This window comes from Variovorax sp. PBS-H4 (assembly GCF_901827205.1).
Taxonomy (GTDB): Bacteria; Pseudomonadota; Gammaproteobacteria; order Burkholderiales; family Burkholderiaceae_C; genus Variovorax.
In genome coordinates this window covers 1,208,450-1,231,814 of record NZ_LR594675.1, presented here as the reverse complement: position 1 = coordinate 1,231,814, position 23,365 = coordinate 1,208,450, and the positions used below count along the sequence as shown (strand labels likewise).

Annotated in this window: 20 protein-coding genes; 3 read left to right on the top strand and 17 right to left on the bottom strand. The window is 68.4% G+C overall.

The features are described 5' to 3' along the window. Window positions 1-2: 2 nt before the first annotated feature. The 14 genes from E5CHR_RS05815 to E5CHR_RS05750 form a co-directional block, all read right to left on the bottom strand. Window positions 3-1,421, bottom strand: coding sequence for an amidohydrolase family protein (locus tag E5CHR_RS05815; protein WP_162578808.1), 1,419 nt, complete (start codon window positions 1,419-1,421; stop codon window positions 3-5). Further along, window positions 1,418-2,518: a BMP family ABC transporter substrate-binding protein gene (locus tag E5CHR_RS05810; protein WP_162578807.1), complete on the bottom strand. Its 1,101-nt coding sequence runs from the start codon at window positions 2,516-2,518 to the stop codon at window positions 1,418-1,420. The genes E5CHR_RS05815 and E5CHR_RS05810 overlap by 4 nt, the downstream gene beginning before the upstream one ends. A 37-nt stretch (window positions 2,519-2,555) precedes the next feature. Beyond that, window positions 2,556-3,488, bottom strand: coding sequence for an ABC transporter permease (locus E5CHR_RS05805; protein WP_162578806.1), 933 nt, complete (start codon window positions 3,486-3,488; stop codon window positions 2,556-2,558). Beyond that, a complete protein-coding gene (locus E5CHR_RS05800; RefSeq protein WP_162578805.1) occupies window positions 3,473-4,564 on the bottom strand; it encodes an ABC transporter permease in 1,092 nt (363 codons plus the stop codon). Before E5CHR_RS05800 ends, E5CHR_RS05805 begins: the two co-directional genes overlap by 16 nt. Next, window positions 4,548-6,161, bottom strand: coding sequence for an ABC transporter ATP-binding protein (locus E5CHR_RS05795; RefSeq protein ID WP_162578804.1), 1,614 nt, complete (start codon window positions 6,159-6,161; stop codon window positions 4,548-4,550). Before E5CHR_RS05795 ends, E5CHR_RS05800 begins: the two co-directional genes overlap by 17 nt. A gap of 1 nt (window position 6,162) precedes the next feature. Next, complete coding sequence (locus tag E5CHR_RS05790) at window positions 6,163-7,557, bottom strand: nucleobase:cation symporter-2 family protein (RefSeq protein ID WP_162578803.1); 1,395 nt, start codon at window positions 7,555-7,557, stop codon at window positions 6,163-6,165. Window positions 7,558-7,588: 31 nt separating this feature from the next. Next, entirely contained in the window at window positions 7,589-8,986 is a 1,398-nt protein-coding gene (locus E5CHR_RS05785; protein WP_162578802.1) for a UbiD family decarboxylase, read from the bottom strand. Between the two features lie 61 nt (window positions 8,987-9,047). Next, complete coding sequence (locus E5CHR_RS05780) at window positions 9,048-9,962, bottom strand: amidohydrolase family protein (RefSeq protein ID WP_162578801.1); 915 nt, start codon at window positions 9,960-9,962, stop codon at window positions 9,048-9,050. Between the two features lie 23 nt (window positions 9,963-9,985). Then, a complete protein-coding gene (locus E5CHR_RS05775; protein ID WP_162578800.1) occupies window positions 9,986-10,921 on the bottom strand; it encodes an amidohydrolase family protein in 936 nt (311 codons plus the stop codon). Window positions 10,922-10,957: 36 nt separating this feature from the next. Then, on the bottom strand, window positions 10,958-12,109 hold the full coding sequence (locus E5CHR_RS05770; RefSeq protein WP_162578799.1) for a CobW family GTP-binding protein: 1,152 nt from the start codon (window positions 12,107-12,109) through the stop codon (window positions 10,958-10,960). Further along, window positions 12,106-14,418, bottom strand: a complete 2,313-nt coding sequence (locus E5CHR_RS05765) for a xanthine dehydrogenase family protein molybdopterin-binding subunit (RefSeq protein WP_162578798.1) — start codon at window positions 14,416-14,418, stop codon at window positions 12,106-12,108. The genes E5CHR_RS05770 and E5CHR_RS05765 overlap by 4 nt, the downstream gene beginning before the upstream one ends. Continuing rightward, window positions 14,415-14,927: a (2Fe-2S)-binding protein gene (locus E5CHR_RS05760; RefSeq protein ID WP_162578797.1), complete on the bottom strand. Its 513-nt coding sequence runs from the start codon at window positions 14,925-14,927 to the stop codon at window positions 14,415-14,417. The genes E5CHR_RS05765 and E5CHR_RS05760 overlap by 4 nt, the downstream gene beginning before the upstream one ends. Beyond that, window positions 14,924-15,793 carry an FAD binding domain-containing protein gene (locus tag E5CHR_RS05755; RefSeq protein ID WP_162578796.1) on the bottom strand — a complete coding sequence of 290 codons (870 nt, stop codon included), beginning with the start codon at window positions 15,791-15,793 and terminating at the stop codon, window positions 14,924-14,926. The genes E5CHR_RS05760 and E5CHR_RS05755 overlap by 4 nt, the downstream gene beginning before the upstream one ends. Continuing rightward, window positions 15,790-16,407 (bottom strand): UbiX family flavin prenyltransferase, encoded by a 618-nt coding sequence (locus E5CHR_RS05750; protein WP_162578795.1) that lies wholly within the window; start codon window positions 16,405-16,407, stop codon window positions 15,790-15,792. Before E5CHR_RS05750 ends, E5CHR_RS05755 begins: the two co-directional genes overlap by 4 nt. A 62-nt stretch (window positions 16,408-16,469) precedes the next feature. Here E5CHR_RS05750 and E5CHR_RS05745 point away from each other — a divergent pair, with 62 nt between their 5' ends. Both E5CHR_RS05745 and E5CHR_RS05740 read left to right on the top strand, forming a co-directional pair. Beyond that, window positions 16,470-16,835, top strand: coding sequence for a TIGR02444 family protein (locus tag E5CHR_RS05745; RefSeq protein WP_162578794.1), 366 nt, complete (start codon window positions 16,470-16,472; stop codon window positions 16,833-16,835). A 150-nt stretch (window positions 16,836-16,985) separates the two neighbouring features. Continuing rightward, window positions 16,986-17,882: a LysR family transcriptional regulator gene (locus E5CHR_RS05740; RefSeq protein ID WP_162578793.1), complete on the top strand. Its 897-nt coding sequence runs from the start codon at window positions 16,986-16,988 to the stop codon at window positions 17,880-17,882. Window positions 17,883-17,896: 14 nt separating this feature from the next. Here E5CHR_RS05740 and E5CHR_RS05735 read toward each other — a convergent pair whose 3' ends face one another. Both E5CHR_RS05735 and E5CHR_RS05730 read right to left on the bottom strand, forming a co-directional pair. Beyond that, window positions 17,897-19,924 (bottom strand): 4-oxalomesaconate tautomerase, encoded by a 2,028-nt coding sequence (locus E5CHR_RS05735; RefSeq protein WP_162578792.1) that lies wholly within the window; start codon window positions 19,922-19,924, stop codon window positions 17,897-17,899. Window position 19,925: 1 nt separating this feature from the next. Continuing rightward, entirely contained in the window at window positions 19,926-20,897 is a 972-nt protein-coding gene (locus E5CHR_RS05730) for a Bug family tripartite tricarboxylate transporter substrate binding protein (RefSeq protein ID WP_162578791.1), read from the bottom strand. A gap of 147 nt (window positions 20,898-21,044) precedes the next feature. Between E5CHR_RS05730 and E5CHR_RS05725 the strand changes: the two genes are divergently transcribed. Continuing rightward, window positions 21,045-21,974, top strand: coding sequence for a LysR family transcriptional regulator (locus E5CHR_RS05725; protein ID WP_162578790.1), 930 nt, complete (start codon window positions 21,045-21,047; stop codon window positions 21,972-21,974). Window positions 21,975-22,010: 36 nt separating this feature from the next. On the opposite strand, the gene dctA is transcribed toward E5CHR_RS05725, so the two are convergent. Further along, entirely contained in the window at window positions 22,011-23,345 is a 1,335-nt protein-coding gene (gene dctA / locus E5CHR_RS05720; protein WP_162578789.1) for a C4-dicarboxylate transporter DctA, read from the bottom strand. Window positions 23,346-23,365: the final 20 nt, after the last annotated feature.

The window sequence follows — 23,365 nt, the reverse complement described above, 5'->3', positions numbered from 1 at the left end:
CCTCAGCCCGCCCGCAGCAGCGCCCGCACCGCCTCCCCGGCCTGCGCGCGCAGCCGCGCCAGGTCCAGCCCCGGAATGCCGTCGTCCTCCACGACCACCTCGCCGGCACACAGCAGCCAGCGCAGCCGCGGGCGGCCTCCGCTGACGATCGGGCCGATCGCCGGATCATGCAGGCCGAAGTAGCGCGGGTCGTCCAGGTCGAACACGGCGAGGTCGGCGGCCTGGCCCACCTGCAGCGTGCCGACGCCCTCGAACCCCAGCACGGCGGCGCCGCCGGCCGTGGCCCAGTGCACGACCTGCTCCACCGTCACCGCGTCGGCGCCGGATTCGCCCTCGCCTTCCGGGCGTGGCCGCGACAGCGCGCCGGCCTGCGCGCGGTGCACCAGCCAGGCGAAATGCAACTCGCTGATCATGTCGGCCGCCTCGTTCGAGGCCGCGCCGTCGACCCCGATGGAGACTCGCACGCCGAGGCGATCCAGCGTCGGCACCGGCGCGATCCCGTCGGCCAGGCGTGCGTTGCTCTGCGGGCAGTGCGCGATGCCGGTGCCGCTGTCGCCCAGCATCTTCATCTCGGCGGGCGAGAGGTGGACCAGGTGCGCCAGCCAGACGTCCGGCCCGAGCCATTCGTTGTCCGCGAGGTACTCGATGGGCAGGCAGCGGTGCACTTCGCGGCAGTACTCGATATAGGCGACCGACTCCGACATGTGGCTGTGCAGCGGCAGGCCGAGCGCGCGGGCGGCGCGCGCCACCACCTTGAGCTCCTCGCGCGGCAGCGACACGTGCACGGAAGTCGGCGCCATCGCCACGCGCCGGCGCGCGAAGGGGCCGTGCTGGTGGAAGCGCGCCGCGGTCTGCTCGACGGCGGCCAGCATCTGGTCGAGCGTCTCGGGCGCCTGGTGCAGCCGCTCGCTGTCTTCCAGCTGCCGCGTGACGGTGGCGCCGCCGCGCAGCAGCATGAAACGCATGCCGAGCGCCTGCGCCTCCTCGAACAACAGCGCGGCGGCGTCGTGGTCTGCGCCGGGCTGGAACAGGTAATGGTGGTCGGCCACGGTGGTGCAGCCCGAGCGCAGCAGCTCTACCAGCCCGATGCGCGCGGCGATGCGCAGGCGCTGCTCGTCGAAGCCACGCCGGAAGGCGAAAGGCACGGCCTGCAGCCAAGGGCTGAGCGTGGCGTCGAGCCCGGCGGGCACACCCTTCAGCAGCGACTGGAACAGGTGGTGGTGGGTGTTGACCCAGCCCGGGTAGATCACGCAGTCGCTCGCGTCCAGCACGCGCTCGCCCGCGTGCGCACGAAGGCCGCGGCCCATCTCGGTGATGACCCCATCGGCGATGCGCAGGTCGGTCGCGTCGCTGCGCGCCGGGGCGCCGCGCAACCCGGTGAACAGGCTGTGGGCGTGCTGGATCAGCAAGCGCCCGGTCATGGCTTGGGCAGCAGGCCTTCGACGCCCTGCACCAGGTAGTTCATGCTGGCCAGGTCGGCCGCGGAAATGATTTGCCCGGCCGCCACGCGCAACTTGCCCTCCTGGTCGAGCACCGGCCCCGCGAAGGGATGCAGCCGCCCCTCGGCGATGTCCTTCTCGAGGCGGCCGACCTTCTCGCGCACCTCGGCCGGCAGCGACGGGTTGAGCGGCGCCATCTTGATCATCCCTTCGCGCAGGCCACCCATCACGTTGTCGGACTTCCATCGCCCCGCAAGCACGTCTTCGACCACCTTGATGTAGTAGCCGCCCCAGTTCTGCACCACCGAGGTGAGATTCGTCTTCGGGCCGAAGCGCGACATGTCGGAGTAGTAGCCGAGCGTGTAGATGCCCTTCTCCTCGCCGGTGGTGACGATCGACACGCCCGACGTGGCGTAGGCGAGCGTGTCCACGCCGAGCTTCACCAGCGCATTGGCGGCGTCGCGCTCGCGCCCCGGGTCGTACCAGGCATTGACCCAGATGAGCCGCAGCTGCGCCTTCGGGTTGACGCTGCGCATGCCTTGCGCGAACGCGTTCACGCCTTGCAGCACCTCCGGAATCGGGAAGGCACCCACGTAGCCGACCACGCCGCTCTTGCTCATGGAGCCGGCGATGACGCCTTCGAGGTAGCGCCCCTCGTAGTAGCGCGCGTTGTACACGCCGACGTTGGCCGCGGTCTTGTAGCCGGTGCCGTTCATGAAGATCACCTTCGGCGCCTGGCGCGCCACCTTGAGGGTCGGCTCCATGAAGCCGAACGACGGCGTGAAGATCAGCTTGCAGCCCTCCTGCACGAAGTTGCGGATCACGCGCTCGGCATCCGGACCTTCGGCGATGTTCTCCACGTACTTGGTGGTGATGCGGTTGCCCATCGCGGCGGCCAGCTCCTTGCGGGCCAGCTCGTGCTGGTAGGTCCAGCCGCTTTCGCCGATCGGATTGGAATAGAGGAAGCAGGTCTGCAGCGGCTCGCTGGCCGATGCGGTCGCACCCAGCAAGGCCAAGAGGCCGGCGGCCAAAACGATGCGGGGGGCCTTGCGGCACGCGAGCGGAAATCGGGGTGTCATGGGTTGTCTCCGTGGTGTTGTGGAACGAGCGAGGAAATCAGCGGTCGGGGCGGAAGGCGCGGCCCAGGGATGCCGGCGAGTTCAGCCGGATGGTGGCGGGGTTGCGCGAGATCAGCACCAGCACGCCGATGGTGGCGAGGTACGGCAGCGCGGAGAGCAGTTGCGCCGGGACCTCGATGCGCAGCCCGGCACCCTGCACGAACAACTGCGACACCAGCACGCCACCGAACAAATAGGCGCCCAGCATCACGCGCAGCGGCCTCCAGGTCGCGAAGACCACCAGCGCCAGTGCGATCCAGCCGCGTCCGGCGACCATGCCCTCGGACCAGAGCGGCGTGTAGAACACCGACAGGAACGCCCCGCCCAGCCCGGCCATCGCGCCGCCGAAGGCCACCGCCGCGTAGCGGATGGCGATCACCGGATAGCCGACCGCATGCGCCGCCGCGGGCGACTCGCCCACCGCGCGCAGCACCAGCCCCGCGCGGCTGCGCCCGAGGAACCAGGCCGTCCCGCCGACCAGCAGCCAAGACACGTACACCAGCACCTGCTGGTTGAACAGCGCGGGACCGATCAGCGGCAGGTCTGCCAGGCCGGGGATGCGCAGCGGCGGCACCGCAGGCAGCGGTGCCGACTCGTAGGACTTGCCGAAGAAGGCCGCCAGGCCGACACCGAAGATCGCCAGCGCCAGGCCCGAGGCCACCTGGTTGGCCTGCAAGCTCAGGGCCAGATAGCCGAACAGCAGCGCCATCGCGGCACCTGCGGCCATGCCCATGAGCGCGGCCAGCGAGGGATGGGCGCCCGCGTGGGCCGCGGCGAAACCGGCGACCGCGCCGACGGCCATCATGCCCTCGGCGCCGAGGTTGAGCACCCCCGCGCGCTCGGTCACCAGCTCGCCGATGGCGACGATGATCAGCGGCGTGCCGGCCACCAGCGTCGCGGCGATGACGGACGCGATCAGCGACGTGTCCATGTGAACCCCCTCCACGCGATGGGCTCCCAGCGCAGCCGGTAGCCGATGAAAAGATCCGAGGCCAGCAGGAAGAACAGCAGCATCCCCTGGAACACCTTCGAGATCGACGAGGGCAGGTTCAGGTGCTGCTGCGCCTGCTCGCCGCCGAGGAAGAGCAGCGCCATCAGCAGGCTGGCGCCGAAGATGCCGGCCGGATGCAGCCGGCCGACGAACGCGACGATGATGGCCGCGAAGCCATAGCCCGCGGACACCTGGGCGGTGAGTTGCCCCATCGGCCCGGCGACTTCGGTCATGCCCGCCACGCCAGCCAGCGTGCCGCCGGCCAGCAGTCCGACCCACACGGCGCGGCGGCCGGAAAAGCCGGCGTAGCGCCCGGCCTGCCCGGCCTGGCCCGCCACCTGGAGCTGGAAGCCCTGGAAGCTCAGCTGCAGGAACACGTAGCCCGCCAGCAGCGCCGCCAGCGCCAGCAGGAAGCCCGCGTGCAGGCGCGTGCCCTCCACCAGGATCGGCAGCAGCGCGCTGTCGCCGAAGCTGCGGGTCTGCGGGAAGTTGTAGCCGCCCGGGTCCTTCCATGGGCCGTAGATCAGCCAGGACGCCAGCATCTGCGCCACATAGACCAGCATCAGCGACACCAGGATCTCGTTGGTGCCCCAGCGGGTGCGAAGCCATGCCGGTATGGCCGCCCACAGCGCGCCGCCGAGGGCGCCGGCCAGCACCATGGCAGGCACCGCCCACGGCGCCGATGCATCGCCGACCTGCAGCGCGACGGCGCTCGCGCACAGCGCACCGAGAATGAACTGGCCCTCCGCGCCGATGTTCCACACGCCCGCGCGGAAGCCCGCCGCCAGCCCGACGCCGATCAGCATCAGCGGCGTGGCTTTCAGGAGCAGCTCGCTCAGGCCATACACGTCGTGCAAGGGTTGCAGGAAGTACACCCTGAAGCCCGCCACGGGGTTCTGCCCCAGCGCGGCGAACAAGGCCAGGCCGCCTGCCATCGTCAGCCCGATCGCCAGCAGCGGCGAGAGCCAGCGCATGCGGCGCGAAGCCTCGGGACGCGCCTCAAGCCTGGGCCACATGGCGCACCTCCGGGCCCGTTGCGGGCGTGGCTGGCGAGGCAGTCGCGGCGCCGGCTTCGGGCCACATGCCGCTCATCCAGAGGCCGATGGTTTCCACGTCGGTCTGGTGCGTGGGCACGGCGGGCGACAGCCGGCCGTTGGCCATCACTGCGATGCGGTCGCAGATCTCGAACAGCTCGTCCAGTTCCTCCGACACCACCAGCAGCGCCGCGCCCGCGTCCCGCAGCGCGACCAGCGACTGGCGGATGAAGGCCGCCGCCCCGACGTCGACGCCCCACGTGGGCTGTGCAGCCACCAGCACGCGCGGGCGCTGCATCAGTTCGCGTCCCACGATGAACTTCTGCAGATTGCCGCCCGACAAGGCATCGGCTTGCGCCTGCGGGCCCGCGCACTTGACCGAGAACTCGGCGATGCAGCGCTGCGCGAAAGCGCGCACCGCGCCGCGCCGGACCAGTCCGCGCCGCACCAGGCCTTGCCGGTGCGCCGTCAGCAGCGCGTTGTCAGCCAGGCTCATGGCCGGCACGGCGCCGCGGCCCAGCCGCTCCTCCGGCACGAAGCCCAGGCCACGCGCGCGGCGAGCGCTGCTGCCCAGGTGGCCCACGGGCCGCCCGTCCAGCGAAACGGAAGCGCGCACCTCGCGCGGCAACGGCGCCTCGCCGGACAGGGCCTGCAGGAGCTCCTGCTGGCCGTTGCCCGACACGCCCGCGATGCCGACGATCTCGCCCGCGCGCACCTCCAGCCCCACCTCGCGCAACGCGACGCCGAAGGGATGCTGTGCTGGCTGCGTGAGTGCGTGCAGCGCGAGCCGCACCTCGCCAGGCGCGGCCGGCACACCGCGACTGCAGGCGGTCAGGTCCTTGCCGATCATCATCCGGGCCATGGAGGCCGGCGTCTCGCAGGCGGGCACGCAATGGCCCGTGACGCGCCCGCCGCGCAGCACCGTGGCGTTGTGGCAGAGCTCGCGCACCTCGTCGAGCTTGTGGCTGATGTAGAGGATGCTGCAGCCCTCGTCGGCCAGCTGCCGCAGCGTCTCGAACAGCTTGCGCACCGCCTGCGGCGTGAGCACCGAGGTGGGCTCGTCCATGATGAGCAGGCGCGGGTTCTGCAGCAGGCAGCGGATGATCTCCACGCGCTGGCGCTCGCCGACCGACAGCGAATGCACCGACCGGCGCGGGTCCACCGGCAGCCCGTAGCGGCGGCCGACGGCATCGATGCGCTGGGCCAGGTCGTCCAGGTCGGGCCGGCCCGGCAACGCGAGGGCTACGTTCTGCACCACGGTCAATGTCTCGAACAGCACGAAGTGCTGGAACACCATGCCGATGCCCAGGCTGCGCGCGCGGCTCGGACTGCCGATCGCGACGCGCTCGCCGCGCCAGCGGATCTCGCCCGAGGTCGGCGCGGTCACGCCGTAGATGATCTTCATCAGCGTGGACTTGCCCGCGCCGTTCTCGCCGAGGATCGCGTGGATCTCGCCGGGCTGAACCACCAGGTCGATGCCGTCGTTGGCGACCACCGAGGCATAGACCTTGCGGATACCGGCGAGCTCCAGCTGCGGCCCGGCGAGTGCACCGGCCGCGCTGCGCAGATGCGCGGCCACGTCAGGCGACTCCGCGCGCGATGCTGGTCGACGGATTCGCCGACTCGCGGGTGTTGAACAGCAGGTTCAGCAGCACGGCCGTCAGCGTGCCCAGCAGGATGCCGTTCTGGCAGAAGCGGGCCAGCAGCTCCGGCAGCTGCGCGAAGAAGCGGTCGGCCACCAGCGGGATCATGCCCAGCGCCAGGCTGACCGCCACGATGTACGGATTCTTCTTGTTGCCGACGAAGTCCACATGCCCGAGGATGCGGATGCCGGTGGCCGCCACCATGCCGAACATCACCAGCGCCGCGCCGCCGAGCGCGTACTGCGGGATCGAGGCGGCCAGCACGGCCAGCTTGGGCAGGCAGCCCAGCACCATCAGCAGCACGCCCGCCGCCGCGCACACCCAGCGGCTGCGCACCCCGGTGACCTGCACCAGGCCGATGTTCTGCGCGTAGGAGGTGTAGGTGAAGGTGTTGAACACACCGCCCACGATCGCGCCCACGCCATCGGCGCGCAGCCCGCGCGCCACGTCGTCCTTCTGCAGCGGGCGCCCCACCACTTCGCTGAGCGCGAGGAACTGGCCGACGCCCTCCACCATGATGACCACCATCACCACGCACAGCGTGACGGAGGTCATCAGGTCGAAGGTCGGCAGCCCGAAGTGGAAGGGCGTGATGACCTGGACCCAAGAGGCGGTGTCCAGCCCGGCGAAGCTCACCTGGCCGAGCGCCAGCGCGATGACGAAGCCGGTCGCGATGCCCAGCAGCACCGCGATGTTGCACAGGAAGCCCTTGCAGGTGGCGATGATGAACAGGATGGAGAGCAGCACCACGCCGGAGATCGCCAGGTGCAGCGGCACGCCGTAGTTCGGATTGGGGATCGGGCCGCTCGGGCTCGGCAAGGTCGGGCTGCCGCCGGCCGCCCAGTTGATGCCCACGCGCATCAGCGAGATGCCGATGACGAGCACCACCGTGCCGGTGACCACGGGCGGAAACCATCGCACCATCTTGCCGACCTGGCCCGCGACCAGCAGCGTGAAGAGGCCCGCGACGATCACGGCACCGAACACCGCACGCAAGCCGAGATCCGGATTGGAACCGGCCGTGATGATGGGCGCGATGGCCGTGAAGGTGACACCCATCATCATCGGCAGGCGGATGCCCACCTTGCCGATGCCCACGCACTGGAGGATGGTCACCAGGCCGCAGCAGAACAGGTCGGCCGAGATCAGGAAGGCGATGTCCCCCTTGGGGAGCTTGAGCGCGCCGCCGATGATGAGCGGCACCGCGATGGCGCCGGCGTACATCACCAGCACGTGCTGCAGCGCCAGCGTGCCCATCTTGTGCAGCGGCAGGATCTCGTCGACGGGATGCACGGGCGACGTGTCGGACCGCGCGTTGGCAGATTCAGTCATGGTGCTTGTCTCCTGGTTTTTATCCTTGCATTCAGCGGCGGCCGGCGCGGGCGAGGAAGCCCGCGGCGCGCGCCATGGCCGCATCGTCGATGCGAGCGCGCACGCCATCGAAGGCAGGGCCGCGCGTCGCGTCCAGCCCCATGCGCGAGGTGGTGCCCACGCCGGACGCCGAGGGATCGAGCGCACTGCCGGGCAGGCCCTCGACCATCAACATGTCCTGGTGCGGCTGGAAGTGCGTGGCCAATGCCCACAGCACTTCTTCGTCGCGCGTGATGTCGACGTCCTCGTCCACGGCGATCACCGTCTTGAGGTATGGGTCCCAGCCCAGCAGCCCCAGCATCACCTGGCGCGCCTCGCCGGGACGCGACTGCTTCAGCGCCACGTAGGCATGGAAGTGCGTGCCCGAACTCGGGTAGTGCACCGCCGTCACGCCGGGGAAGCGCTCCCTGAGCTTCTCCACCATCTCGGATTCGCGCGGGATGCGGCCCAGGTTGAGGTGCTCGGCCGAATTGCCGCCGACCACGTCGAGCAGCCAGGCGTCGTCGCGGCGCATCAGCGTTTCCACCCGCAGCAGGTTGTTGGTGGAGCGGTCCGACGAGTAGCCGGTGAACTCGCCGAAGGGCCCTTCCTCGGCATGGGCCTCGGGGTCGATCACGCCTTCGAGCACGAACTCCGCGTGCGCCGGCACGGCGATGCCGTACTTCGGCGTGCGCACCACCTCCAGCGGGGCGCCGAAGAGCCCGCCGGCCACGTGGCGCTCGTCGACGCCGTAGGGCAGCCGCGCCGCGCCGGCCAGCATGAAGAGCGGATGTGCGCCGACCACCATCGCCACCGCGAGCGGCCTGCCGCGGGCCTGGGCCGCCTGCAGCATGCGCCACAGATGGCCGCGCGAGTGCAGGCTGGTGGCGATCTCGTCGCGTGAATGAACCATCGAGCGGTGATAGCTCAGGTTGCCGATGCCGGCCTCCCGGTCTTCCGCGGCAATGATGGCGTTGGTGATGTAGGGACCACGGTCGGTCGCGAAATGGCGGATGGTCGGCAGTTCGGAAAGATCCACCGGCCCACGGCTCACCCGCTGCGTCACCGCGCCGGAGGCGACTTCGCGCGGGGCCGTCATGCGACGGCTGCGTGCCTGGTATTCCGCGTGGATGCCCGCGGGCGGGACGCCGCCGAGCATGCGCCCCACGCGCTCGCGGGAGCCGAACAGGTTGGTGACCAGCGGCGCGCCGACCCCCTCGACCTTGTCGAACACCAGCGCAGGATGGCGGCCCTGCGCGGCCAGCGACCAGACCGCCGCGGTCACGTCCTGGTCCGGCCCGACGGGCTCGCGCACGGTCAGCACGTCGTCCGGGAAGAGCTCGCGGTAGGCGGCCATGAACCTGTGCAGGTCCTGGCCGGTGTCCTCGAGCAGCTTGGCTTGCGATGTCATGAAGCAACTCCTGGGCGGTTCCGGGTCCGTGCGCCGGCCTCGCGGGCCGCCGCAGGACGCTCTACTTCAGCGTGGCGTAGGTGTCGGCCAGGCGCACCTTGGCCTCTTCCTGGTTGCGCGGTGGCCGCGTGGTCTCGATGCCGCAAAGGCGCGCGATGTTGTTGCCCAGGTAGTCCTCGAGCTGGTCCTCGTCGATGCCGATGCCGTGCGGCGGGGGCCGGCACAGCATCTCGAGCTCGCGCAGCCACATGCCGGGCTCGTTGGGCGGGCTGTCCGTCCCGAACACGAGCTTGTGGCGCGGCAGTTCCTTGGCGAACTCCGCGATGCGGGCCTGGAAGCACCAGCCCGATTCCACATACACGTTGGGCGTGTCCATGGCCATCCAGAAGGTCTCGAAGGAGTAGTTGCCGCCGGTCTGGATGCCGAAGTGCGCAATGACGAAATTCACCATCGGGAACTCGCGGATGATCGGATAGAACATCGTCGGGATGGTGAACGGCCCGTCGCCGGTGTGGATCAGCACCACGGTGTTGTACTTGGCGCAGACCTTCATCGCGGGGCGCAGCCATTCGAGGGCGCGATCGGGCCGGTAGCCGTGCATGTTGGCGTGCAGCTTGATCATCTTGAAGCCGTACTCCTTGATGTGGAATTCGAGCTCCGCCGCGCCGTTCTCCGGGCCCCAGCGGGGGTTGTAGTTGAAGTTGCCGATGAAGCGGTCGGGGTACTTCTGCGTCAGCTCGGCGATGTAGGCCATGTAGTCGCGGATGCCTTCGCGGCCGCGCCGGTTGCCGTCGCGGTAGCCGGTGTTGCCCGGCGGCGGCTGGATGAAGCCCATGTCGATGCGGCGCGGCTTGCCATTGATCATGTAGGGGCCGTCCATCAGCTTGAGCATGCGCTCGCCGTTGAAGGGCGTGCCGGTGTGGCGCCAGGCCTCGTCGACCAGGTTGGTCGGGTGCAGGTGGGTGTCGATGATCATGTTCTCGTCTCCGGGAGGTCTTGTCAGTAGAGGTCGATCACGGGCTGCGGATCGAGCTGGCGGCCGAGTCGCTTGCAGGCGTCCTCGAAGCTGCGCGGCGCGGGCGTGGCCTCGATGCCCACCATGCGCGCGATGTTGTTGCCCAGGTAGTCCTCGAGCGCTTCCTCGCTGAGGTTCAGGCCCTGCGGCGGGTTGGTGCACAGCACTTCCAGCAGGCGCAGCCACATGCCGGGCTCGTTGGGCGGCGTGTCCGAGCCGAAGATGATCTTGCTCGGGTGCAGCACCTTGGCGAACTCCACGATGCGCGACTGCAGGCACCAGCCGGATTCGCAGAACACGTTGGGCAGCTCCTGCGCCCACTGGAAGGGTTCGAAGCAATAGACGCCGCCGGTCTGCACGCCGAAGTGCGCCATGATGAAGTTGACGCTCGGAAAGGCCTTGATCATGGGCACCCACTCGGTGGGAATGCTGTAGGGCCCGTCGCCGGTGTGCAGCTTGACCGGGATGCCCAGCTCGGCGCACTTCTCGAAGGCGGGGCGCACCCAGTCCAGCGCGCGGTCGGGCCGGTACGCATGCATGTTGGCCTGCATCTGCACCATCTTGAAACCGTGCTCGACGACGTAGCGCTCGATGGCCTCCACGCCGTTCTTCACGCCGCAGCGCGGGTTGTAGACGAAGCAGCCGATGAAGCGGTCCGGATGGTCCTGCACGCACTTGAGCGTGTAGGCCATGTAGTCGTCGATCGACTGGCGCCCCGACTTGTCGCCGTCGGTCCAGGTGTAGATGGTGTTGCCCTGCGGCGGCTGGATGAAGGCCTTGTCGATGCGCCGCGGCTTGCCGTTGACCCAGTAGGGGCCGTCCATCGTCTCCAGCAGGCGTTCGGCGCTGTAGGCCTCGCCGTCATGCCACCAGGCCAGGTCGACCTGGTCGGTGGGATAGCAGCTGATGTCGATGATCATGAATGAAATCTCCTGGTCGAAAAAAATCGAAGCGCTTCAGGCGGCTTCCAGCGCCTCGTGGGATGCGGTCGGGGACAGGGCGTCGGCCAGGCAGGCCTCCAGGCGGGCGCGCAGCTTGTGGTCCTGCAGGTGGCGGCCGATGAAGACGAGCTTGCTGGCGGGCGTTTCGTCCCACCAGGGCATGGACGGCTTGAGCTCGAGGATGCGGTGCACGCCCTGCAGGACGTGCCGGCGATCGTCGCCCTGCACGTGCAGGATGCCCTTGACCCGGAAGATGTCGTCGCCGCGGATCGACAGCAGGTCCTGCAGCGAGCGCTGCAGGCGCTGCGCGTCGAAGGGGCGGTCGAAGGTGAAGGAGACCGACGCGACGGATGGGTCGTGTGTGTGTCCGGGTGCCGCGAAGAGGCCCGGCACGGGACCGTGGCCGCAGTGCGCGTCGCAAACATGATCGTGGTCATGGTCATGGTCATGGTCGTGGTGCTGGTCGTCCGCCTGTCCGTGCGCGTCCTCCAGGAAGTGCGGGTCGGTCATCGACAGCGCATCCGATTCGAAGGACTGCAGCCCCAGGATCAGCGACAGGTCCACTTGTGCCTGCACCGTGCGCAGGATGGGCGCGCTCTGGTTCAGCGAGCGGATGCGGCGCTCGACTTCCTGCAGCTGCGCGGGCGCCACCAGGTCGGACTTGTTCAGCAGGATGCGGTCGGCCACGACGATCTGCGTCACCGCCTGGTTGTCGTACTCGGCCAGGGCCGGATCGTCCAGGTGAGGCTGCACGTGCAAGGCGTCGACCAGCGTGACCACGCCATCCAGCACCACCTTCCTGGCGACCTCGTTGTCCATGAAGAAGGTGGCGGCCACCGGCGACGGATCGGCCAGGCCGCTGGTCTCCACCAGGATGTGATCGAACTGGTCCTGCCGCTCGAGCAGCTTCTGCAGGATCTTCACCAGGTCGTTGCGCACGTCGACCACGCAGCAGATGCAGCCATTGGCGACCTGGAAGATCTCCTCCTCGGAGGCCAGCACCAGGTCGGAGTCCACGTCCACCTCGCCGAACTCGTTCTCGATCACCGCGATGCGGTGGCCGTGGCGCTCGGTCAGGATGTGGTTGAGCAGCGTGGTCTTGCCGGCGCCCAGGAAGCCGGTGAGGATGGTGACGGGCACCGGGCGTTGCGCTTCGTTGTGGTTCATGCGGGAACTCCTTCTTCGTGCGGGGATGGGAGAGCGGCCTGCTGTTCGCGCAGCGCCTGCAGCACCTGCTCGGGCTTGATCGGGTAATGGCGAAAGCGCACGCCGATGGCGTCGTACACGGCGTTGGCGATGGCCGGGCCGATGGCGACGATCGGGTCTTCACCCACACCCTTGGCACCGAATGGTCCGCCGGGATCGGGCGCGGTCTCCAGGATCACGGTGCGGATCGTCGGCATGTCCATCGACAGCGGCATCTTGTAGTCGACGAAGTTCGCGTTCAGCGAGCGGCCAGTCTGCAGGTCGATCTGGTAGTCCTCGTACAGCGTGTGGCCGATGCCCTGCTGGATGCCGCCCTCGATCTGCCCTGCCGCGGCGACCGGATGGATCACCTTGCCGATCTCGTGCACCGGCACCACCTGCAGCACGGTGATCTGCCCGGTCTCGACGTCGACGTTGACCTCGACGAAATGGGCCGCGAACGAGTAGGACTTGGTCGGGTGGTAGGTCGCGCTGCCGACGAACTGCGCCGCCGGGATGCCCTTGCGCGGCGCGACGGCATCCCGCACGCCGAGGCTGCGGTCCGTGCCGCGCACGTAAATCGTGCCGTCGGCGGACTCGAGATCGCCGGGGGCGACTTCCAGCAGCGCGGCGGCGCGTTCGAAGAGCTGGCGCTTGATCTCCTGCGCCGCCATCTGTGCCGCCCTGCCGCCCAGGTATGTCGTGTGGCTGGCGAAGGCGCCGATGTCCCACGGCACCACATCGGTGTCGCCATGCATCACGGAGACCGACTCGAAGCGCACGCCCAGCTCCTCGGCCACGATCTGCGCCAGCGCGGTGTGCGCGCCGGTGCCCAGGCCGGCGGTGCCGGTGAGCAGCACCACCGTGCCGTCTTCGTTCATCTTCACGATGGCGTTGCCCTGTTCCTTGATGCCGGGGTAGGCGCTGCTGCCGTGCATCTCGCAGCCCATGCCCCAGCCGCGGCGCTGGGCCCCGTGCGCATCACGCGAGCGCCGGCGCAGTGCTGCCCAGCCCACCTCCTGCATGCCGCGGCGGATGCAGTCTTCCAGCCCATGGCCGATCAGCGGATGGTTCGAAGGCGCGAGATCGCCCTCGCGCACCGCGTTCTTCAGCTTGAGCTCGGCCGGGTCCATGCCGAGCTGCTGGGCCGCCTCATCCATCTGGATGTCGAGCGCGTAGTAAGTCTGCACCACGCCGTAGCCGCGGAAAGCGCCGGCGATCGGGCTGTTGGTGTAGAGGCAGCGGCCCTCGAGCTGCACGTTGTCGCAGCGGTAGAGCGAGGTCATCGCGTTGGTGCCGACGATGGTCACGCCGGGGCCGTGCGAGCCGTAGGCGCCGGAGTTGTAGACGATGCGCGCCTGCCGCGCGGTCAGGGTGCCGTCCTTGCGGAAGCCCTGCTTGAGCCAGATCTTGACCGGGTGCCGCGTGCGCCCGCCGAGAAAGGTTTCCTCGCGGGTGTATTCCATGCGCACCGGCCGGCGCGTCTGGCGCGCCAGGAGCGCGCACAGGAACTCGCTCTGGAACAGGTCCTGCTTCGCGCCGAAGCCGCCGCCCATGTGGTCGACCAGCACGCGCACCTTGTGCAGCGGCAGCCCCAGCACCTCGGCCATGATGCCGCGCACCATGAAGGCGGTCTGCGTCGAGATCCACACCGTGAGGTTGCCATTGCCGTCCCACTGGCACATGCAGGCGTTGGGTTCCATGTAGGCCGGCGTGGGGCGGCCGCCCTCGTACTCGCCCTCGATGACGAGATCGGCCTGCGCGAACCCTTGCGCGATGTCGCCGCGGCTCACCACCACGGGCGGGAGCACCAGGTTGCCGCCGGGCTCGCGGTCGTGGATCTGCGGGGCTTCGGGCCGAGCGGCGTCCTCGACGGTGAAGACCGCGGGCAGGGCCTCGTACTCGACCTCGATCAGCTCCAGCGCTGCCTCGGCGATCTCCTCGCTGGTGGCCGCCACCACCGCGACCGTCTCGCCCCAGTAGCGCACCTTGTCGTCGAGGATGTACTGGTCGCACGTCACCGAGGCCGAGCGCGGATGCGGGGAGCCCGCGTGCAGCACGCGCGGCACGTTCTCGTGCGTCAGCACCGCCTTGACGCCCGGCAGCGCCAGGGCACGGGCGGTGTCGATGCGGCGAATGCGCGCATGCGCGATATTGCTGCGCTTGCTGCGGGCATGGAGCAGTCCGGGCAGCGTCATGTCGGCGACGTACTTGGCATCGCCGGTGACTTTGGCGAGCAGGTCGGAGCGCTTGACGCTCATCCCCACGATGGCCTGGGCGGGCTTCTTCATGGCGCCACCTCCTCTTGGCGGTTGCGCCGCTCCTCGCAGCCGCCGCTTCGCGCGGCCAGTGAAATGGCGTCGATGATCTTGGTGTAGCCGGTGCAACGGCAGATGTTGCCGGCGATGGCGAATCGGATCTCGTCCACGCTGGGCTTGGGGTTCTCGTCCAGCAGCGCCTTGGCGGCGACCAGGATGCCGGGCGTGCAGAAGCCGCACTGCGCCGCGCCGCACTGCATGAAGCACTCCTGCAGCGGGTGGGGGGTGCCGTCGGCGGCCTGCAGCCCCTCGACGGTGGTGATCTCGCTGCCGTCGGCTTCCAGCGCGAGGACCAGGCATGCATTGACGGGGCGTCCGTCCATGAGGATGGTGCAAGAGCCGCACTCCCCGACGTCGCAGCCCTTCTTGGTGCCGGTGAGCGCGGCCTCGTTGCGCAGCGCGTCGAGCAGGCTGCGGTTGGTCGCCACCGCGATCTCGCGCGCCTCGCCGTTGACGGTGAAGGAAACGGTTCTCTGCTTCATGCCTGGATCTCCTCAAGGGCCTGCTCGAGTGCGCGGCGCGTCAGCACGCGCACCATGTCGCGCCGGTAGGCAGCGCTGCCGCGCACATCGCCGATGGGACGGGCTTCCCCGCTCGCGGCCAGCGCGGCATCGGCCAGCCGTTCGGCCGTGGGCCTGCGTCCGCGCAGCACCGCTTCGGCCCTGGCTGCGCGCAGCGGCGTGGGCGCCACCGCGGCCAGCACGATGGCCACGTCTTGCGTCACGCCGCGTTCATCGAGCGTGACCCGCACCGCGACGCCGACGGTGGCCAGTTCCATCTGCGCGCGCCGGCCATGCTTGATGTAGGCCTTGCCGGTGCGCGGCGGCGGCGCCGGGATGTCGATGTGGGTGACGATCTCGTCCGGTGCGAGCACGGTGCGTCCCGGGCCGGTGCAGAAATCCTCCACCGCGCAGCGGCGCTGTCCGGTGGGCCCGTGGATGCGCAGCACCGCGCCGTCGGCGATCAGCGCCGGCAGCGTGTCGGCCGAGGGCGAGGCGCGACATACGTTGCCGACCACGGTGGCGCGATGGCGCACCTGGATGGAGGCGAAATCGGTGGCCGCCCGCGCCAGGCTCGCATAGTGGCGAAGGGTGACGGGCGATGTCTCGACCTGCCGCGTGGTCACCAGCGCGCCCAGCACCAGGCCTGCGCGCGGGTCGAACGCGAAGTCGTCCATTCCCGGGATCTTCTTGATGTTGATCACGTGGGCCGGCTGGCGCACGTGTTCCTTCATCTGCACCATCAGGTCGGTGCCGCCGGCGATCAGGCTGGCCGGCACGGGCCCGCCGCGCAGCAGCGCGACCGCCTCGTCCAGCGAGGCCGGCTCGCTGTACTCGAAGTACTTCATGAATCGTTGTTTCCTGCCTTGGCTTCGTCGAAGGAACGCCCCGAAGCGGGCCCCGTCCAGCGCCTGACTGCGCCAACGTCGATGTCGAACAGGTCCAGCACCCGGCCGAGGGTGTGGTCCACCATCTCGTCCAGGTTCTGCGGCCGTGCGTAGAAGGCCGGCACCGGGGGCGCGACGATCGCGCCCATCTCGGTGACGGCCAGCATGTTGCGGATGTGCGTGAGCGTCAGCGGCGTCTCGCGCGCCAGCAGCACCAGCCGGCGGCGCTCCTTGAGCATCACGTCGGCGGCGCGCGCCACCAGCGTGCCGCCGGTGCCATGGGCGATCTCGGCCAGCGTCTTCATCGAGCAGGGCGCGACCACCATGCCGAGGGTCCGGCAGGAACCGCTGGCGATGCAGGCACCGATGTCCTCGTTCTTGTGGACCTGCGCGGCGAGGGCCGTGACGTCCGACAGGTGCAGCGTGGTCTCGCAGGCCATGGTGAGCTGAGCGGCGCGGCTCACGATCAGGTGCACCTCGATGCCGGTGGGCCGCAGCAGTTCGAGCAGGCGGTGGCCGTAGGCAAAGCCCGAGGCGCCGGTGATGGCAACCACCAGGCGCGACGCGGCCGTCATGCGCCAGCCCTCCCGCTGGCGCGCACATTCGGGCATAGTGGCGCCGCCACTTCGCGACCCGCATGCGCACCATCGACCCCGACACGGCCTGGAACGGCATTGCAGCGCTCTACGCCGATGCCTCGCTGGAGCGCTCGCTGCTGCGCCGCCAGGACGAGGAAAACCTGGACGTGGTGCTGCACCTGTTCGCGCGCTGGGCCGCCTCGCAGGGCCATGCGCTGGACGCCGACGCGCTGGCGCAGGCCGAGGCGCTCGTGGCCCGTTGGCGCGCCGAGGTCATCGCCCCGCTGCGCGCGCTGCGCCGTTCGATGAAGACGCCTGCCGAGCTGGCCCGGCGTGAAGCGGTCCGCGACAAGGTGAAGGCGGCCGAGCTGGCAGCGGAGCGCGCACAGGTGCAGATGCTGTGCGAGTGGCTGCAGGCGCGATGACATCGGGCTCGTCATGGCAGCGCTTGGGCTCCTGGGAACTTTGGAAGCCGACCCGGCGAAAAACCGCTTCGCCACGGGCATGGCCTCATGCTGGCAGAACTCGGCTATCTGAAAAACACTCGCATCGCTATATATTCATCGCATTCGACTATGAATATCAGCCTTCGCCAGTTGCGTGTGTTCGTGGCCGTCGCCGAGGCGCTCAGCTTTACGCGGGCGGGTGACGCCCTGGGGCTGCCGCAGTCCAGCGTCAGCACGCAGTTGCGGGAGCTGGAGGATGTGCTCGGCCTGCGCCTGTTCGACCGTCACACCCGGATGCTGCGGCTGACGGAGGCTGGCGCCGAGATCCTGCCGCTCGCGCGCAAGACCTTGGCCGACCTCGACGCGGTGGTCGGGAGCTCGGCGGAGCTCAAGACGCTCGGGCGCGGGCGGGTCTCGATCGCTGCGTCTTCGCTCCAGGCCGCCATGGTGCTGCCGCGCGTGATGGGCGCCTTTGCCGAGCGCCATCCGGGCATCAAGGTCGAACTTTTCGACGTCTCGCAAGACGAGGTGCTGAGCATGGTGCACAGCGGCGCGGTCGATTTCGGGCTCGGCACCGCCTTCGGCAGCCACCAGGAACTGGGCATGCGATCACTGTGGCACGAGAACTTCTTCGCGGTGCTGCCGAAGGGTCACTCGCTGGCGACCAAGCGCGACCTGACGTGGCGCGACCTGCTCGCCGAGCCGCTGATCGGCCCGCGCAAGGGCAACCCGGTGCGCACGCTGCTGGACTTCGCGCTGGCGAGCGAAGGCCTCGTGCTGGCCTTGCGCCACGAGGTTTCGCTGCCGCTCACGATCGCGGGCATGGTCGAAGGCGGCCTGGGCATCGGCATCCTCACCAGCTCGATGCAGCCGCTGGCTGAGGCGCTGCACTTGCAACTGCGGCCGATCCACCGCCCGACGATCCAGCGCGAAGTGGTGCTGGTGCTTCACACCGGACGCTCCCTGTCGCCGGCAGCCAAGCAGTTCAGCGACGCGTTGATCGACTGGTCGCGCACGCACGGCTGAGGCCGCGGGGACGATCACTCCGCGGCAAGCAGGCGGATGTCTTGCGGCGCCAGCCCGGCCTCGGCCACCACGGCCTGCCAGCGATGCAGTTCGTGCCGTACGCGATCTCCAAGCGCAGAGGGAGGCCCGGCCTCGACGCTCGCGCCTTGGCGCTCGAACCGGGCGGCCACTTGCGGGTTGGCAAGAACCTGGTTCAGGGCGCGGTTGAGCTGCGCAATGACGGCGGGCGGGGTGCTTGCGGGCGCAAACAGCCCATACCACTGGGACACGTCGACTTCCCGGATGCCTGATTCCGACAGCACAGGCACCGCGGGCAACGCGGCGAGACGCGCTGATCCGGCAACGGCCAGGGCACGCAGCCGACCGTCGAGGATGAAGGGATGCGCTGTGAACAGGCTGGGAAACATCACCTGCGAGCGGCCGTCGAGAGTGTCCACGATGGCAGGCGCTGCGCCTTCGTAGGTTCTGCCTTCCATCTTCGTGCCCGTGTTGAGCTGAAACAGTTCCGCGGCAAAGTGCGGCGGCGTACCGTCACCCGCCGATGCGTAACGGATGCTGCCTGGCCTGCTGCGCAGACGCTGCAGGAGGCCGCGGACGTCGTCGAAGCCCGCGTGCCGGTTGGCGACCATCAGGGTCGGGGACGATCCGATCAATCCGACGGGCTCGAAATCGTTGAGCGGGTGGTAGCCCAGCTTCTGCAATGCCGGGTTCATGGCGTGGGTGCCCACGTACCCGAACATGAGGGTGTGGCCGTCCGGTTCCGCCTTGGCGACGTACTCGCTCGCGATGGCACCGTTCGCGCCGGCACGGTTGTCCACGAGGACCTCCTGGCCGAGCAAGGGCTTCAGCTCGGCAGCGATGATCCTGGCCATCGTGTCGTTGCCTCCCCCTGCCCGGGTGGGCACGATGACAGTGATCGGTTTGCGCGGGAAGCTGGCCACCATGGGCGCAACGGCATCGGGTCGGGTGAAGACATAGTCGGGCAACTGCATTTCGCCCTGCATGATCTTTCGAGCGGTACGCACCAGTGCAGCCGCCTTCACGGTCGCCTGCTCGGCCCGGCCGTCGAGTTCGACCTCCACGTCGATCTGCCCGGCCGGATGCAGCAGCACCAGGTCGTGGCGGCCCGGCTCACGCGCCGCGGCGCCGCTGGCGACCGTGCCCGGAAGCGCAAAGGCGCTGAGAACGCCGATGGCGCCGGTGACCGCATGCGAAGCATGGCAGCGGTGCGGGGTGAAGTAGCGCGAGGTGATGCTTTCGGGCGAGTTGCCCGCGCTGACCAGCACCGGCTTGGGAATGACACTGGCGGAGACATCCCCCAGCCCCATCAGCAAGCCAGCCTGCAGACGCAAGCCCTCAAGCCGCTCCAGCAGCGCCGCATTGGAGTCCAGCGCCGCGGGCTTTTCGGAGCCGGTCACGCCGAGGTCCCGCGCGCGCACGATCATGAGCGGCATCGCCGCATCGATGCAGGTCACCTCGACGCCGTCGATCGTGTCGATGCGCCGGCCGGTCGGAAAGACCCTGCCGGTCACGGCGCCCCATGCGTCCAGGAAGTTGAGGAGGATCGGTGCGGCGGTACCGGCCACACCGTCGATGCGCGCATCTCCTTCGTAGGTGACGCGCCTGCCGGGCGTCCTGACCGTGACGTCGATGCGCGATTGGGTGTTGACGTTGAAGACGCGCACCCGCGTGACCCCGTCCTGCGCCGCGACCAGGCCCTGCTCTATCGCGAAGGGCGCGACGCCCGACAGCATGTTCCCGCAATTCGGACGGGTGTCGACGGATCGGTGGCCGACTCCCACCTGTGCGAACAGGTAGTCCAGGTCGCAACCAGGCTCCTTCGAGCGGGAGACGATGGCGACCTTGCTGTTGAGGGTGCTGCCGCCGCCCACGCCGTCGAGTTGCAGCGGATCGGAGGCGCCGATCGCACCGATCAGCGCCTGGTCGCGCTCCTCGTCACCCTCGGGCAGCCACTCCCGCAGGAAAAAAGGGCCGCGCGAGGTACCCGCACGCATCAGCACGCAAGGGAGGGTCCTGCTCATCTCAGTCGGCCGTCAGTTTTGCTGCCTGGACCACCTTCTTCCACTTGACCTGCTCCTGTTGGACATACGTGCGCATCTGCTCGGGCGCCATGATCTCCACCTCGGCACCGTGGTCCTCCAGTTTCTTGACCACGCTCTTGTCGGCCAGGGCCTGGTTGAGGACCTTGTTGAGTTGCTCGGTCACGTGTCTGGGCGTCTTGGCAGGCGCGAAGATGCCGTACCACTGCGAGACGTCCACGTTGTCGATGCCTTGCTCCTTGAGCGTCGGGACCTCCGGCATCAGCGGCGAACGCTTGCTGCCTGCCACGCCGATCGCCTTGAGCTTGCCGCCCCTCACGTAGGGAATGGCAGTGAAGAGGCTCGGGAACATGACCTGGGTCTGGCCCCCGATGGTGTCGGTGATGGCGGGCGCGGACCCCTTGTACGGAACATGAAGCATGCTGGTGCCCGTCGACAGCTTGAACATTTCCGCGGCGAAATGCGGCGCCGTCCCGTTGCCGGCAGACGCATAGCTGGTCTTGTCGGGCGCGGCCTTCAGCGCCGCGACGAGATCCTTGGCATTGTTCGCCTTCACCGACGGATGGACGACCATCAGTGTCGCGGAAGTTCCAACCATGCCGACGGGCTCGAAGTCCTTCACCGGGTCGTAGCGCAACTTCTGCAAGGCAGGATTCATTGCATGCGTGGCGACATAGCCCAGCATCAGCGTGTAGCCGTCCGGCGGGGCGCGCATGACGAACTCGCTGGCGATCGCGCCATTGGCACCTGCCTTGTTGTCGATCACCACCGGCTGCTTGAGCGCCGCCGACATCGCCTGGCCGATGACTCGCGCCATGGCGTCGTTGGCGCCGCCGGCCGCGGTCGGCACCACGATCGTGATCGATTTCTCCGGGTAGGCAGCCAGCGCGCCGCCGCAGAAAAGCGCAGCCGCCGAGGCGATGGCACACAGGACGGGTGCTCTATGTAGTGGCATTGATGTCTCCGATCGTTGAAGAGTTGGCAAACAGGTGCTTCCTTGAAGCTTGGCCCTATGGTCCTCGGTTGCATGCTTGTTGTGAATTGCATGTTTAGGATCGATTGATGCACACTGTCGATCAGTCAATGCCTGCGGAGCGAAGCGATGGCGATCAACTTCAATCTCAACGACCTGCAGGCGTTCCGGGCAGTCGCCGAGCTCAACAGCTTTCGCAAGGCGGCAGAGGCCCTGCACGTGTCGCAGCCGGCCTTCAGCCGGCGTATCGAGAAGCTGGAGGAAGCGCTCGGCGTGCGGCTTCTAGACCGTACGACCCGCCGGGTGAGCCTGACTTCGGTCGGGCGCGACTTCGATCGGAAGGTGCAGCAGCTCCTGGACGAACTCGACCACACGCTGTTGGGCATCCGTGGTGTCGCCGCGACGCGGATGGGCGAGGTGACCATCGCCTGCGTTCCTTCGACCGTCTACTACTTCCTGTCGCAGGTGATCTCGCGCTACCACGAGCGCTACCCGAAGATCAGGGTCAAGGTCTTCGACGCCAGCGCCAACGAAGTGCTCTCCGCGGTGGCACGCGGCGAGGCCGACTTCGGGCTCAACTTCGTGGGCGGCCAGGAGCCCGACATCGAATTCAAGCCTCTGCTGGAGGAGCGTTTCGTCGCGGCTTGCAGACGCGACCACCCGCTCGCGAAGAAGCGCCGTGCGAGTTGGGCGGAGCTGGCGCAGTACGACTACATCTCGGTCAGCAAGGCGTCGGGCAACCGGTTGCTGCTGGACCAGGCCCTTTCAGGGCTGGCGGGGCGACCGCAGAGCATCTACGAAACCCAGCACGTCACGACGATGCTCGGCCTCGTGGAGGCCGGCCTCGGTGTGGCTGCGGTGCCTTCGATCGCCATGCCGGACGCGGACCATCCGCTGCTTGTCAGCGTCCCGCTCTACGACCCGGTGATCACCCGCAAGATCGGCCTCATCCAGCGCAAGGGCCGAACCCTGTCGCCGGCGGCACAGCAGCTTTATGCGTTCTTCTCTGAGATGAAGGCAAAACGCGGCAAACCGGAAGGCCGCCGCGCTGTGCGTTGAAGCGAAGGAAAGCGGGCGCCGTGACATCCACCCGTCTCAGCGTGCCGTACCCGCGTGGCCGAGCGGCAATTGGAGGTCTCCCGAACCTTCTTCGAGCTCGTGCTCCGTGTTGGCGTAGTTCGCCGCCAGTTCCCGCTTCAATACGTCGCGGTCGCATGCGTTCTCCCACATGGAGACCACGATGCAGGCCACCGCGTTGCTGATGGTGCTGGTAAGCGCCCGTGCCTCGGACATGAAGCGATCGATCCCGACGATCAGCGCCACGCCGGCCACCGGCAGGTCCGGCATGACCGTCAGCGTGGCCACCAGGGCGACGAAGCCACTGCCCGTCACTCCCGCTGCGCCCTTGGACGTGAGCAGCATGACGCCCAGCATGGAGCCGATCTGGAGCCACGTCAGGTGGATGTCGCAGGCCTGGGCTATGAACATGGACGCCAGCGTGAGATAGATGGCCGTCCCGTCGAGGTTGAACGAGTAGCCGGTCGGAAGCACCAGCCCGACAACCCCCTTCTTGCAGCCCAGCCTTTCGAGCTTCAGCAGCAGACGAGGGAGCACCGGTTCGCTCGACGAGGTGCCGAGCACCACGAGCAACTCCTCCTTGATGTATCGCATGAGCTGCCACAGCTTGAACCCGTGCAGACGCGACAACACACCGAGCACCACGACGACAAAGAAGATGCAGGCGACATAGAAGGTCCCGATCAGCAGCCCGAGCGATCCGATCGACTTGATGCCGTAGCGCCCTACGGTGAATGCCATTGCGCCGAATGCGCCGATCGGTGCGAGCTGCATGATGATGCCGAAGGCGGCAAAGAGCATGTGGGAAAAGCCTTCGATGCCCTCCAGCACCGGCTTTGCCGCCGTCCCGATCTTCGTCAGGCCGAATCCGCAGAGCACGGCCAGCAGCAGTACCGGCAACACCTCGCCCTCGGCGAATGCGCCGACGAAGGCGTTGGGGATGATGTGCATGACGAAGTCCGTGAAGCCGTGGATGTGCACCTGATTCGCGAAGCGGGTCGCGACGGACGCATCGAGGTTCTTCGGATCGATATGCATGCCCGCGCCCGGCTGTATCAGCAGGACGGTGACCAGGCCGGTGACGAGCGCAAGAACCGTCAGGGCGTAGAAGAGCCCCATCGCCTTGAGCAAGGTCTTTCCGATCTCCTTGGAGTCTCCGAGCGATGTGATGCCGCTCACGATGGTGCAGAACACCACCGGCGCGATCATCATCTTGACCAGCTTGACGAAGCCGTCGCCGAGCGGCTTGAGGGCGGCGCCGAACTCGGGCCAGTAGTGGCCAACGGTGATGCCCAGGACCAGGCCGATCAGGACCTGGACGTAGAGCAGCTTCAGCAGTTTTTGAATGTTCATGATGTTGTCTCCGAATTCAG

Coding starts and splice junctions, on each gene's coding strand:
- E5CHR_RS05790 (WP_162578803.1), bottom strand. CDS start 7,557: ATGACTGAATCTGCCAACGCGCGGTCCGACACGTCGCCCGTGCATCCC.
- E5CHR_RS05755 (WP_162578796.1), bottom strand. CDS start 15,793: ATGAAGTACTTCGAGTACAGCGAGCCGGCCTCGCTGGACGAGGCGGTC.
- E5CHR_RS05770 (WP_162578799.1), bottom strand. CDS start 12,109: ATGAACCACAACGAAGCGCAACGCCCGGTGCCCGTCACCATCCTCACC.
- E5CHR_RS05775 (WP_162578800.1), bottom strand. CDS start 10,921: ATGATCATCGACATCAGCTGCTATCCCACCGACCAGGTCGACCTGGCC.
- E5CHR_RS05725 (WP_162578790.1), top strand. CDS start 21,045: ATGGCGATCAACTTCAATCTCAACGACCTGCAGGCGTTCCGGGCAGTC.
- dctA (WP_162578789.1), bottom strand. CDS start 23,345: ATGAACATTCAAAAACTGCTGAAGCTGCTCTACGTCCAGGTCCTGATC.
- E5CHR_RS05735 (WP_162578792.1), bottom strand. CDS start 19,924: ATGAGCAGGACCCTCCCTTGCGTGCTGATGCGTGCGGGTACCTCGCGC.
- E5CHR_RS05805 (WP_162578806.1), bottom strand. CDS start 3,488: ATGGACACGTCGCTGATCGCGTCCGTCATCGCCGCGACGCTGGTGGCC.
- E5CHR_RS05810 (WP_162578807.1), bottom strand. CDS start 2,518: ATGACACCCCGATTTCCGCTCGCGTGCCGCAAGGCCCCCCGCATCGTT.
- E5CHR_RS05815 (WP_162578808.1), bottom strand. CDS start 1,421: ATGACCGGGCGCTTGCTGATCCAGCACGCCCACAGCCTGTTCACCGGG.
- E5CHR_RS05780 (WP_162578801.1), bottom strand. CDS start 9,962: ATGATCATCGACACCCACCTGCACCCGACCAACCTGGTCGACGAGGCC.
- E5CHR_RS05760 (WP_162578797.1), bottom strand. CDS start 14,927: ATGAAGCAGAGAACCGTTTCCTTCACCGTCAACGGCGAGGCGCGCGAG.
- E5CHR_RS05730 (WP_162578791.1), bottom strand. CDS start 20,897: ATGCCACTACATAGAGCACCCGTCCTGTGTGCCATCGCCTCGGCGGCT.
- E5CHR_RS05740 (WP_162578793.1), top strand. CDS start 16,986: ATGAATATCAGCCTTCGCCAGTTGCGTGTGTTCGTGGCCGTCGCCGAG.
- E5CHR_RS05745 (WP_162578794.1), top strand. CDS start 16,470: ATGCGCACCATCGACCCCGACACGGCCTGGAACGGCATTGCAGCGCTC.
- E5CHR_RS05785 (WP_162578802.1), bottom strand. CDS start 8,986: ATGACATCGCAAGCCAAGCTGCTCGAGGACACCGGCCAGGACCTGCAC.
- E5CHR_RS05750 (WP_162578795.1), bottom strand. CDS start 16,407: ATGACGGCCGCGTCGCGCCTGGTGGTTGCCATCACCGGCGCCTCGGGC.
- E5CHR_RS05800 (WP_162578805.1), bottom strand. CDS start 4,564: ATGTGGCCCAGGCTTGAGGCGCGTCCCGAGGCTTCGCGCCGCATGCGC.
- E5CHR_RS05765 (WP_162578798.1), bottom strand. CDS start 14,418: ATGAAGAAGCCCGCCCAGGCCATCGTGGGGATGAGCGTCAAGCGCTCC.